An 11,516-nucleotide genomic window follows, 5' to 3' on the forward strand; every position below is an offset into this window, starting at 1 on the left:
ATCCGGTGGCGTCAGCGGACCGTGACGGTCGTGCACCCCATCGAGGTGTCCCCGCCCCGGCCGATCCCGACCGCTGTCAGGCACACGCTCCGCTTCCCGCTCGACACCGGCACCGTCGCGCGGAACCCGTGGTACCGTCCGACCCGGTGCACCCGGTCGACGTCCGGCCGCGAGGCGTCCGCCGTGGCGGTCCCCACCACCTTCCCGCCGACCGTGACGCGCACGGTGACCGGCTTCGTGAGGTCGTCGCGGTCGAACGTCCACCCCGACACCGTCACGCGCCGCTTCGCGGCCGACGCGACCGAGTCCCGGTGCGCGGTCGGCGCGACGGACGGAGCGGTCCGAGCCGGAGCAGCCGTGGCGACCGGCGTCCCGAGTCGCGCGTTCGCCACGAGGGACTTCGCGAACGCGGACCACCACTTCCCCGCCGCCGGCCCGCCGTTGCACGTGCCGTCGCTCGCACCGGGGGTCTTCACCCACAGCAGCGCGTCGAGGGCCGAACCGTCCGACACCACCCGCGGCGAGGTGCCGAGCCCGGAGCCGGGGCCGTTGCACCAGGTGCCGCGCCAGCCCTGGCCGTTCCGGGAGGTGTCGATCACGTAGTGGGACCCGCCCGTGGCCGCGGAGACCTTCTCGGCGTAAGCCTGCTCCTGCGCGGTCGGGTAGTAGTTCGCGACGTTCGTGAAGAAGCCCCGCGCGCGCTGGACCCCGGCGCTGTTCAGCCGGGACGCCATCACCGCCGGCGGGACCCAGTTCGAGTTCCCCGCGTCGAGGTAGGCCGGCACGCCCGCCGCCGTGAAGGCAGCGACCTCGCGGGCGAGGATGCGGTACCGCTGGGCGTCGAGGGTCTCGCTGCACGCGCTGTTGCTGAGCATCGCGAGCGAGTCCGGCTCGACGATCACGGCCGCCCGGTGCCCGGCGACCCGGGCGACGATCTGGTCGACCCACGCGTCGTAGGTCGCCTCGTCGAAGCCGCCGGCGGAGTACCCGCCGCAGTCACGCTGCGGGATGGCGTAGGTCACGAAGACCGCGGTCGTGCCGGTGCGCTCGGCACCCGCGATCGCGGCGTCGATCGTCCGCGTCAGGGTCGCCCCCTGCGTCCAGTCCCCGAGCCAGATCGCGACCGGGTACTGCGCGATGGTCTTCGCCGCGGCCGCGCCGCTCGGGTCGCTCGTCGCGAGGGCGGTCGCCTGCTTCGCCGCCTCGCTCGTGTCGGAACGGTAGGGACCGGAGGCGTAGAGGGACGACGCAGCGGCCGCACGGATCGTGGCGGCGCTCGTCGCCGCGACGGCGTTGGTCGGCGTGAGCGCTCCCGCGGCGAGCGCCACGAAGGCGCTCACCGCTCCCGTGGTGGCGAACACACTGGCGCGGCGCATGACGTACTCCCTGTGGACGGTGGACCCTGTCCCGTCCATGGGAGCACGCCGACGCGCGGGGGTACACACGCCAGATCGGGTGCCACCCGAGCGGGTGTCCGCCCTTCTGCGGACCGTCCGAGCGCACCGTCCGCGCGGACCGCAGCCTCAGTCGTCGAAGTGGGCCGCTGCGGACCGGGCGCGGTACGTGACGTCGTCGAGGTCGTCGCCGATGACGGTCACGTGCCCGATCTTGCGACCCGGCCGGGGAGCCTTGCCGTAGAAGTGGTACTTGGCCTCGGGGAAGGCCTCGAGCGCACCCGGGTACCGCGCCGCGAGGTCGCCGTCCGCCGGACCGCCGAGCACGTTGATCATGACCGCGGCCGGGGCGAACGACCCGGTGGCACCGAGCGGCAGGTCGAGCACGGCACGCAGGTGCTGCTCGAACTGGCTCGTCGTGGCGCCGTCGATCGTCCAGTGGCCGGTGTTGTGCGGGCGCATGGCGAGTTCGTTGATCAGGATGCGCTCGTCGTCGGTCTGGAACAGCTCCACCGCGAGCACACCCGTGACGCCGAGCTCCGTCGCGATCCGCACGGCGATGTCCTCGGCCATGTCGGCGATGCGTCCGGCGCTGTCGGGGGCGGGGGCGAAGACCTCGGCGCAGACGCCGTCGCGCTGCACGGTCTCGACGAGCGGCCAGGCGACGACCTCGCCGGAGGGGCGTCGGGCGACGGACTGGGCGAGCTCGCGGGTGAACGGCACGAGTTCCTCGACGAGCAGCGCCTGCTCGCCGCCGGCCTCGGCGACGGCGATGAACCAGTCGGCGACGTCGGCCGGGTCGGTGACCACTCGGACGCCCTTGCCGTCGTACCCGCCACGGGCGGTCTTCACGACGGCACGTCCACCGTGGTCGTCGAGGAACGCCTGCAGCTCGTCGGGGTCGTGCACGGCGGCCCAGTCCGGCACCGGCAGCCCGAGCTCGGACAGGCGCGTGCGCATGGTGATCTTGTCCTGCGCGACGGCGAGCGGCTCCGGGCCGGGGTGCACGGCGACGCCGGCGTCGACGAGGGCACGGAGGACGTCCTGCGGCACGTGCTCGTGGTCGAAGGTGACGACGTCGACGTCCCGCGCGAAGGCGAGCACGGTCGCGGCGTCGTGGTAGTCCCCCTCGGCGGTGGCCGCGATCACGGCCGACATGCCCGGGCCCTCGGCCAGCACCCGGAGGTCGAGACCGAGCTCGACCGCGGCCGGCACCATCATCCGTGCCAGCTGTCCCCCACCGATGACCCCGACGCGCAACGCCATGCTGTGTGTTCCTTCCGTCGTTCACACCGTCCGGCGAGAACGCGCTGTCTAGAATCGCTGTTCGGGTCGCCGTCCTGTGCGACCTGCGGGTCGGCCCTCGTGAGCACGACCAGCGACAACTCTACGGACCCGGGAGAGACCGTGCGGCGACTGGTGGCCCAACTGGCACGCTTCGGCGTCGTCGGCGCGGTGGGGTTCGTCGTCGACACCGGCATCTTCAACGTGCTGCGGGCGACGGTGCTCAGCCCGGACGAGGTCCACTCCGGGCCGTTCTGGGCGAAGGTCGTCTCGACGATCGTGGCCATCTTCGTCAACTGGATGGGCAACCGCTACTGGACCTTCCGCGAGCAGCGACGGGCGGTGGCCACGCGTGAGGGCATCGAGTTCGTCGTCGTGTCGCTCGGCGGCATGGTCATCTCGCTCGGCTGCCTGGGCATCTCGCACTACGTGCTCGGGCTGACCTCGGCGTTGGCGGACAACATCTCGGGCAACGTGATCGGACTCGTGCTCGGCACGGTGTTCCGCTTCTGGCTCTACAAGGTGTGGGTGTACCACCCCGAGCGCGGACACGACCGGGCCGTGCCCGCCGCCGAGACGACTGGTTCCACCGCCGGTTCCGAGGTCGTGGGCCAGTAGGCTCGACGCGCCACCGACACGGGTGGCGTCGCCGACCCCGGGAGTCCGCTCGATGCAGTCCGAACCGCACCCCGTCGTCTCGCGGAGCGAGGGGCTGTGGGTCGCCGTCCTGACGGCGGTGTTCGGGCTCTGGCTGGTGCTCTGGGCGATCGTCGTGCCGGCGTTCCAGGCGCCGGACGAGCCCGCACACCTCGACGCCGCCGTGCACGTCGCCACCGGGTCCGGTTGGCCGGCACCGGGGACGTTGCACGTGTCGAACGCCGTGCAGGCCGCGCAACGGGAACAGGTCGCCGGGGACTCCTCGACGTGGTCGACCGTGAGCGAGCTGCTCGCGGCGCACCCCGGCGACTCCACGACGGTCGACCAGATGACGCAGCACCCGCCGACGGCCTACGTGGTGGACGCCGTCGCGCTCCGCGTGCTGCACTACGGCTCGCTCCGATGGGACCACGCCCTCGTCGCGCTCCGACTGGTGGACGCGCTGCTCGTGACGCCGCTCGCGCTCCTCGCGTGGGCATCGGTCCGGCGGGTCACCCGGTCGCCGCGGGCGGGCCTGATGGGCGCACTCGCGCTGTTCGCGACGCCGCAGCTGGCGTCGATCGGGGCCTCCGTGACGAACGACGCCCTGACGTTCCTGCTCGGCGGCGTCGTGGTGTGGCTCGCGACGCGGCTCCTCACCGGGGACCTGCGGCGCCGGACGCTCGTCGGGCTCGGGGTCGCGCTCGGGCTGCTCGTCTGGACGAAGGGCACGGGGCTGCCGGCGGTGCCGTTCGTCGCGGTCGTGGCCCTCGTCGCCGGTGCGGGTGTCGTCCCGTTCCGCCGTCGCGTCCTCCGCGCCGCAGTCGCCCTCGGCGTCGCCGCGGTGATCGGCGCCTGGTGGTGGCTGCGCAACCTCTGGCTGTTCCGCACCCTGCAGCCGGACGGGTACGCCGCGATCCGACCCGACCGCCCGTTCCCCGACGGCCAGGGTCCATCGGTGCGGCACTTCCTCGACGTCAGCTGGGGCACCCTCGCCCGGACCTTCTGGGGCTCCCCGGGGCAGCGCGCGCAGGTGAGCATCGGCGACCTCCTCACGGCGGTCCTGACGCTCGTCGCGCTCGTCGTGCTCGTCGGCTGGGCGTTCCGCCGTGGCCGGACCCGGCGCACCGCCTGGACACTCGCCGTGTTCCCGGCGGTCCTGCTGCTCCTGCAGACGGCGAGCAGCGCGAAGGCCTACCTCGACACGACCGAGGTCGCGGGCACGCAGGGCCGCTACCTGTTCCCGGCGCTGCTCTGCCTCGTCGTGCTGAGCGCCGTGGCGTGGCGGCGGCTGCCCCTGCCCGGGCGCGGGACGGCCGTGCTGCCCCGGGTGTTGGCCGTGGCGCTCCCGGCCGTCGGGCTCTGGGGCCTCGCGGTCGCCGCCGGGTGGTTCTGGAACGCCGCGACCGGACCGCTCTCGGCCGCGAGCATCGCCCGCTACGAGTCGTGGGGCCCGGTGCCGTTCGCCGTGGTCGCCGTCGTGGCGGTGCTCGTCGCGGTCGGGCTGACCGGCGGCGTGCTGCGGGTGTGGGTCGCCCCGACCCGCAGCACGACGACCGAGGTCAGTTCCCCGACACCTTGACGACGTCGACCCGGCAGGCCTGGACCGGCGCGGACCGGATGTCCTGGCACGTCTGCTGGACGGTGAAGCTGTCCTCGAGCGTGCCGATCGCCGAGTAGTCCCGGTCCTTCGGGATGAGGGCGTTCGTGTAGTTCAGGAAGTACTGCACGCCCGACTTCTTGAGCAGTGCGACGAACGACGGGTCCTGGTAGTCGTACTCCTGGCCCGGTTCGCCGTACATCTGCGTGCCGGTGCGGAACGCGACGAGCGTGGCGTCCCGGGTGTTCGTCCCGAGGATCGTGCTGCCGGCCGGCAGCGTGTGGTTGGCCAGCAACAGGTCCGGGAGCGGTTCGTCCGGGGTGATGACCCCGCCGAACACCTGCCCGACGGGGATGCCCGACGGGCGCGTGCCCATCGTCGAGAACGGCGCCTTCACGCCGTTGACGTTCTGGCTGTACGCGGCGACGACCAGGACGGCGCACGCGGCCACGGCGACGACCTGCCGCACACGACGTCCCCGACGGGCCGCCCGCCAGAACGCGGGCAGGAGTGCCCCGGCGATCAGGACCGACCCGATGAAGAGCGGGAGGTAGTAGCGCGCGTTGCCGCCCTGCGTGTCCACCGTCGCGATCCCTGCGTACCCGAGCAGGTACACCCCGGAGAAGATGCCGACGATGCTCGCGAAGACGAACCGGCGGTAGTGCACGACGCCCGCCACGACCGCGCCGACGAAGACGACGCCGATCGCGAGCGCGAACGGTGCGAACGACCCGATGCGGTTGAAGTAGTAGGGCAACGCCTCGAGTCGCTGCTCGACGTAGTACCGCACCTTGCCGACGAGGGTCGTGGTGTGGCTCTCGGTCGGAGCGGCCTCGGCGCCCGGCTGCGGCACCGCGGGAAGCGTGCGCTCTGCCTCGAGGATCCCGGCGTCGTAGATCGACGGCGTCCGGTCCTCGTTCGGCGACACCGCGCGGGCGTTCGGCGGCGTCGCGATGCGGTACTCGTCGCCGTCGGTGCTCGACGTGTCGCTGAACTTGCCGGAGACGTTCACGGTCAGCGACGAGCCGACCTCGATGCCGCCGAACTTCACCGACAGGGCGATGACCCACGGCGCGGAGACGAGGACCACGGCGACGAGGGCGACGACGGGCAGCAGGACGGACCGGCGCTCGCGGGCCTCGGGGCGGTCCTGGAACCAGCGGACGACCGCCCACACCGGCACCACCACGAGGAACACCGGGACGAGGAACGCCTTCGTGAAGTACCCGAACGCGCACACGGCGCCGAGCAGCACCGCGGTGAGCACGATCCGTCGCACCGAGCCGTGCCAGGCGCGGTCGGCAGCGAGCAGGGCCCAGAGGAACACGAGGCACCACACGAGCACGAGGGTGTCCGGGGTCTGCAGGCTGACGTTCGCCATCAGGAGCGGAGCCGTCGCGGCGATCGACCACGCGGCGGTCCAGCCGTTGCCGGTCGTCCGGAGCAGCAGCCACGCCCCCATCGCCATCACGGCGACGCAGGACAGCGTGTTCACGATCGCGAAGGCCGTGGTCTGCCCGACGCCGACGGCGATGAACGGCGCCATCAGCCAGGACACCATCGGCGACCAGTAGCCGTTCACGGCGTCCGCCCAGTGCCACTCGGCGTACTGCTTCGCGATCGACATGTACGAGATGCCGTCGATGTTCGTCATCTCGAGCCGCGTGCGGAACGCGATCACGGCGACGAGCAGTGAGGCGACGAGGAGCAGTGCACCGTTCGCGAGCAGGGACACCCGCGACGGGCGCCGTCCCTCGTGGAAGGCCCCGAAGCGGCGTCGGTGCTCCACGGGAGCGTCGACGACCGGGTCCTCGGTCGTCACGGCGTCGTCGATCGTCATGCTGCTCCCCCGCGCGGTGTTCAGCGGCCCATGCCGCGGTAGGTGAAGCCGGCAGCCGTCCAGGCGTCGCGGTCGAGGCAGTTGCGCCCGTCGATCACGACGGGCGTCGCCACGAGCGAGGCGGCCACGGCCGGGTCGAGCTCGCGGAACTCGGTCCACTCGGTGAGGACGAGCACGAGGTCGGCGTCACGCAGGGCATCGGTCGCGCTCTCGGTGTAGTCGAGCTCGGGGTGCACGCGGCGCGCCGTGACGACGGCTTCCGGGTCGTACGCGGCGACCGAAGCGCCGAGGCCCAGCAGCCGGGCGGCGATGTCGAGTGCCGGCGAGTCACGGACGTCGTCGGAGTTCGGCTTGAAGGCCAGGCCGAGCACAGCGACGCGCTTGCCCGCGACGGCCCCGCCGAGGAGCTCCTGCGCGAGCTCGACGACGTGCGCGCGGCGACGGAGGTTCGTGGCGTCGACGTCGGCCAGGAAGGCCAGGGACTCCCCGACGCCGAGCTCGTCCGCCCGCGCCTGGAACGCCCGGATGTCCTTCGGCAGGCAGCCGCCGCCGAAGCCGAGGCCGGCATTGAGGAACTTGCGGCCGATGCGGGCGTCGTGGCCGATCGCGTCGGCGAGCGCCGTGACGTCGGCACCGGCGACCTCGGCGATCTCCGCCATCGAGTTGATGAACGAGATCTTCGTCGCGAGGAACGCGTTCGCGCTGATCTTCACGAGCTCGGCCGTGGGCAGGTTGACCACGAGCCGGGGCGTGCCGCTCGCCAGGGCCTCGGCGTAGACCTCGTCGAGGGCCTCGACCGCGGCCTGTCCGGCGTCGCCGTCGGGCACGCCGTAGACGAAGCGGTCCGGGCTGATCGTGTCCTGCACCGCGAAGCCCTCGCGGAGGAACTCGGGGTTCCAGACGAGCGTCGCACCGGGGACCGCCTCGGACACCTCGGCAGCGAGACGCGCGGCCGTGCCGACGGGGACCGTCGACTTGCCGACGACGAACTCGCCGGCGGCGAGGTGCGGCGTGAGCGCGGCGACGGCGGCGTCGACGTACGTGAGGTCCGCGGCGCCGGTCGGCCCCTGCGGCGTGCCGACGGCGAGGAAGTGCACGCGCGCACCGGCGACCTCGGCCATGTCGGTGGTGAAGCGGATGCGGCCGGAGGCCAGCGCCGACCGCAGGATCTCGGGGAGACCGGGCTCGAAGAAGGGAGCCTCACCCGCGGCGAGCCGCTCGATCTTGACCGGGTCGACGTCGACTGCGACGACTTCGTGCCCGAGCTTGGCCATGGAGGCGGCGTGCACGGCACCGAGGTAACCGCAGCCGATGACAGAGATACGCACGGGAAGACGGTACCGGAACCTCGGCGCGGTTCTCGTCCGCACCGCCCGCTGTCGAGACATCGTCAGGGTCTGACGTCGCCCCATCGCGGTCGATCCGCCCCGCCGACGATCTCGTCCCAGTCGGGTTCGCGGTGCCGTCGCCGGGCCTCGTGCGCCTCGACGAGGTCGTGCAGGACCGCCACGACGAGGTCCGCGTGCGGCACGTCGCCGAGCACCAGGGCCGGCTCGTCGCCGGGGAACACGAGGACGTCGCCGGACCGGAAGACCCCCTGCAGGCCGCGGCGACGCACCGTCACGTCGTAGCCCCGCGAGTGCAGGAGCTCCCGCCGGGTGCGCGTGCCGAGTCCGTGCACGACGACGAGGCGCCTGGTGGTCACCACGTAGCGCTCCGACATCCAGCGGAACAGCGGCATCGCGCCGCCGAGGAACACGAGGACCACCACGAGACCGGCGACGACCGCGTTCAGCCAGGCGAGCTGCGCCCGGAACACCCCGAAGCCGAACCCGCCGGCGAGCATGACGAGCACCACGAACACCGCGGGGCGCACGAGCCGGCGAGCGTGCGGGCGCAGCCGCGCGACCACGCGTTCGGGCGGCGGCTCGTCGGTCATGCCGTCATGCATACCGCAGGTGGGTGACGTCCCCCACGGCGACGCCCCTGGAGACGCCCGCTCGATCCCGGATCGTGATCCGGCCGTCGTCGTCGATGCCGGTCGCGTCCCCCTCCGAGGTGGTGCCGTCCGGCAGCTCGAGGCGCACCCGCTGCCCGATCGTGCCGCAGGCCGACCGGACGTGGGACCGGACCCCGTCCGCGGCCGCACCGCCGGCGACCAGGGCGACCACGGCCTCCTGGACCGCGCGGAGGAACGCGGACAGCACACGGTCGGCGAGGTCCGGTGCCGAGCCCGTCGCGCCGGCGACCGCGAGCGAGGTCGCCGTCGGCGTCGGCAGCCGGTCGGCGGGGATGGTCAGGTTCACGCCGGCGCCGACGACGACGCTGCCGTCGGCGGCGACCTGGCAGAGGATGCCGCAGACCTTGCGGCCGTCGATCTGGACGTCGTTGGGCCACTTCACCGCGACACGCTCCGGACCGTGCAGCACGGCGACGATCGCGTCGCGCATCGCGGCGCCGGCGACGAGCGGCAGCCACCCGCGGTCGCGGTCGTCGAGGTCCGCGCGGACGAGCACGCTCGCCGCGAGCGTCTGGCCGGCGGGCGCCGACCAGGTCCGGTCAAGGCGGCCGCGACCCGCGGTCTGGTCGAGCGTCGCCACGACGCTGCCGTGCGGCTGCGTCGTCGCGAGGGCGAGCAGGTCGGCGTTCGTCGACCCGGTCGTCACCGGCTCGGTGAGCACCGCGCCCGCGGCCTCGACGACGGTTCGGCTCAGCGGGAACGTCGACGACGCAGGTGTGGACATGCAGCAAATCTACGGGCAGGAACCGTGGGGGTCCTCCAACCGACCCCGCCGTCGCCGCCGGTAGGGTGAGCGGGTGACCCCAGGAGACACCCCCGATCTCTCGACGACGGCCGGCCGGCTCGCCGACCTCCGCGAGCGGTACCACGAAGCAGTGACCGCCGCGGGCGAGGCCGCCATCGCGAAGCAGCACGCCAAGGGCAAGACCACGGCGCGCGAACGCATCGAGCAGCTGCTCGACGAGAACTCCTTCGTGGAGCTCGACGAGTTCGTCCGCCACCGCACCCACGCCTTCGGCATGGAGTCGAAGCGGCCCTACGGCGACGCGGTCGTCACCGGCTTCGGCACCATCCACGGCCGCAACGTCGCCGTGTACGCGCAGGACTTCACCGTCTTCGGCGGCTCCCTCGGCGAGGTCGCCGGCGAGAAGATCATCAAGGTGATGGAGCACGCGCTGAAGACCGGCGTGCCGATCATCGGCATCCTCGACTCCGGCGGCGCCCGCATCCAGGAAGGCGTCGTCGCCCTCGGCAAGTACGGCGAGATCTTCCGCCTCAACACCCAGGCCTCCGGCGTCATCCCGCAGATCTCGATCGTGATGGGCCCGGCAGCGGGCGGTGCGGTGTACTCCCCCGCCCTCACCGACTTCGTGATCATGGTCGACAAGACCAGCCACATGTTCGTCACCGGCCCCGACGTCATCAAGACCGTCACCGGCGAGGACGTCGGCTTCGAGGAGCTCGGGGGCGCGCAGACGCACAACGCGATCTCCGGCGTCGCGCACTACCTCGCCGAGGACGAGTCCGACGCGCTCGACTACGCCCGCTCGCTCATCGGCTTCCTGCCGGACAACAACCTGTCCGACGCGCCGGCCTACGACGTCGCGCCCGAGCTCGAGACGACCGACGCCGACCGCGAGCTCGACGTCGTCATCCCGGACTCCACGAACCAGCCGTACGACGTGACGACGATCATCGAGCACATCGTCGACGACGGCGAGTTCCTCGAGGTCCAGCCGCTCTTCGCGCCGAACATCCTCATCGGCTTCGGTCGGGTCGAGGGCCGCACGGTCGGCATCATCGCGAACCAGCCGCAGGCGATGGCCGGCACGCTGAACATCGACGCCGGCGAGAAGGCCGCGCGCTTCGTCCGGTTCTGCGACGCGTTCGGCATCCCGATCCTCACCCTCGTCGACGTGCCCGGCTACCTGCCCGGCACCGACCAGGAGTGGACCGGTGTCATCCGCCGGGGCGCCAAGCTCCTGTACGCCTACGCCGAGGCCACCGTGCCGCTCGTCACCGTCATCACCCGCAAGGCGTACGGCGGCGCGTACATCGTCATGGGCTCGAAGCAGCTCGGTGCCGACATCAACCTCGCGTGGCCGACCGCCGAGATCGCCGTGATGGGTGGCCAGGGCGCCGTCAACATCCTGTACCGCGCCGAGATCAAGCGCGCCGAGGAGTCCGGCGAGGACGTCGCGGCCGTCCGTGCGAAGCTCGCGAACGAGTACACGTACAACGTCGCGTCCCCGTACCTCGCCGCCGAGCGCGGCGAGCTCGACGGGATCATCCAGCCGCACGCGACGCGCGTCTCGGTCGTCAAGGCGCTGCGGGCCCTCCGGGGCAAGCGCGCGACGCTGCCGCCCAAGAAGCACGGGAACATCCCGCTGTGACGGGCGCACGCTGATGGGCCGCCACGCAGCCGTGGTCCCTGCGGTCCCCGTCGACCAGGCGGTCGCGGCGGCCGCCGACGTCCGTGTCGTCTCCGGCGAGCCCACGCCGGAGGAGCTCGCCGCCGTCATCGCCGTCCTGCAGCGTCAGGCGGACGAGGCAGCGTCGCTCGGCCGTCCCGAGGTCACCGTGTCGCCGCGCTCGGGGTGGGACGTGTCCGCCCGGGGCCTCCGTCGACCGCTCGAGCACGGTGCCGGCGCCTGGAGCCGATCGCTCCGCTGAGCCGCTCCGGGGGCTTGCGGGTGCCGCACGGTGCGGGCGACCATGTACCCCTGGGTACCGGGCGGTCTC

The 11,516-nt window shown here is 72.5% G+C and carries 10 protein-coding genes; 4 read left to right on the top strand and 6 right to left on the bottom strand.

From position 1 onward, the window contains the following. Positions 1 to 11: 11 nt before the first annotated feature. Positions 12 to 1,376, bottom strand: coding sequence for a glycoside hydrolase family 6 protein (locus WFH25_RS18105; RefSeq protein ID WP_336698874.1), 1,365 nt, complete (start codon positions 1,374 to 1,376; stop codon positions 12 to 14). Positions 1,377 to 1,523: 147 nt separating this feature from the next. Next, complete coding sequence (locus tag WFH25_RS18110; RefSeq protein WP_336698875.1) at positions 1,524 to 2,660, bottom strand: 5-(carboxyamino)imidazole ribonucleotide synthase; 1,137 nt, start codon at positions 2,658 to 2,660, stop codon at positions 1,524 to 1,526. A gap of 153 nt (positions 2,661 to 2,813) precedes the next feature. Between WFH25_RS18110 and WFH25_RS18115 the strand changes: the two genes are divergently transcribed. Beyond that, entirely contained in the window at positions 2,814 to 3,296 is a 483-nt protein-coding gene (locus WFH25_RS18115) for a GtrA family protein (RefSeq protein ID WP_254789528.1), read from the top strand. Between the two features lie 52 nt (positions 3,297 to 3,348). Then, positions 3,349 to 4,896, top strand: coding sequence for a DUF2142 domain-containing protein (locus WFH25_RS18120; RefSeq protein ID WP_336698876.1), 1,548 nt, complete (start codon positions 3,349 to 3,351; stop codon positions 4,894 to 4,896). Here the strand turns inward: WFH25_RS18120 and WFH25_RS18125 are convergent. From WFH25_RS18125 to WFH25_RS18140, 4 genes are all read right to left on the bottom strand, one after another. Continuing rightward, the gene (locus WFH25_RS18125) at positions 4,877 to 6,754 is read right to left on the bottom strand and encodes a hypothetical protein (RefSeq protein ID WP_336698877.1); all 1,878 of its coding nucleotides are present in this window, start codon (positions 6,752 to 6,754) and stop codon (positions 4,877 to 4,879) included. The two genes, WFH25_RS18120 and WFH25_RS18125, sit on opposite strands and share 20 nt — an antisense overlap. A gap of 20 nt (positions 6,755 to 6,774) precedes the next feature. After that, positions 6,775 to 8,082 carry a UDP-glucose dehydrogenase family protein gene (locus WFH25_RS18130; RefSeq protein WP_261647179.1) on the bottom strand — a complete coding sequence of 436 codons (1,308 nt, stop codon included), beginning with the start codon at positions 8,080 to 8,082 and terminating at the stop codon, positions 6,775 to 6,777. Positions 8,083 to 8,144: 62 nt separating this feature from the next. Beyond that, on the bottom strand, positions 8,145 to 8,693 hold the full coding sequence (locus WFH25_RS18135) for a PH domain-containing protein (protein ID WP_336698879.1): 549 nt from the start codon (positions 8,691 to 8,693) through the stop codon (positions 8,145 to 8,147). 4 nt (positions 8,694 to 8,697) lie between these two features. Further along, positions 8,698 to 9,498, bottom strand: coding sequence for a biotin--[acetyl-CoA-carboxylase] ligase (locus WFH25_RS18140; RefSeq protein ID WP_083403378.1), 801 nt, complete (start codon positions 9,496 to 9,498; stop codon positions 8,698 to 8,700). 73 nt (positions 9,499 to 9,571) lie between these two features. Here WFH25_RS18140 and WFH25_RS18145 point away from each other — a divergent pair, with 73 nt between their 5' ends. Then, complete coding sequence (locus WFH25_RS18145) at positions 9,572 to 11,167, top strand: acyl-CoA carboxylase subunit beta (protein WP_070418456.1); 1,596 nt, start codon at positions 9,572 to 9,574, stop codon at positions 11,165 to 11,167. A gap of 13 nt (positions 11,168 to 11,180) precedes the next feature. Continuing rightward, a complete protein-coding gene (locus WFH25_RS18150) occupies positions 11,181 to 11,447 on the top strand; it encodes an acyl-CoA carboxylase subunit epsilon (RefSeq protein WP_083403379.1) in 267 nt (88 codons plus the stop codon). Positions 11,448 to 11,516 lie beyond the last annotated feature (69 nt).

Origin of the sequence: Curtobacterium sp. USHLN213, from assembly GCF_037144815.1 — a bacterium.
Classification (GTDB): domain Bacteria; phylum Actinomycetota; class Actinomycetes; order Actinomycetales; family Microbacteriaceae; genus Curtobacterium.

Bases quoted from the DNA above. Each gene is read 5' to 3' on its own strand.
- WFH25_RS18140 (WP_083403378.1), bottom strand. From the start codon at position 9,498: ATGTCCACACCTGCGTCGTCGACGTTCCCGCTGAGCCGAACCGTCGTC.
- WFH25_RS18120 (WP_336698876.1), top strand. From the start codon at position 3,349: ATGCAGTCCGAACCGCACCCCGTCGTCTCGCGGAGCGAGGGGCTGTGG.
- WFH25_RS18125 (WP_336698877.1), bottom strand. From the start codon at position 6,754: ATGACGATCGACGACGCCGTGACGACCGAGGACCCGGTCGTCGACGCT.
- WFH25_RS18135 (WP_336698879.1), bottom strand. From the start codon at position 8,693: ATGACCGACGAGCCGCCGCCCGAACGCGTGGTCGCGCGGCTGCGCCCG.
- WFH25_RS18110 (WP_336698875.1), bottom strand. From the start codon at position 2,660: ATGGCGTTGCGCGTCGGGGTCATCGGTGGGGGACAGCTGGCACGGATG.
- WFH25_RS18105 (WP_336698874.1), bottom strand. From the start codon at position 1,376: ATGCGCCGCGCCAGTGTGTTCGCCACCACGGGAGCGGTGAGCGCCTTC.
- WFH25_RS18150 (WP_083403379.1), top strand. From the start codon at position 11,181: ATGGGCCGCCACGCAGCCGTGGTCCCTGCGGTCCCCGTCGACCAGGCG.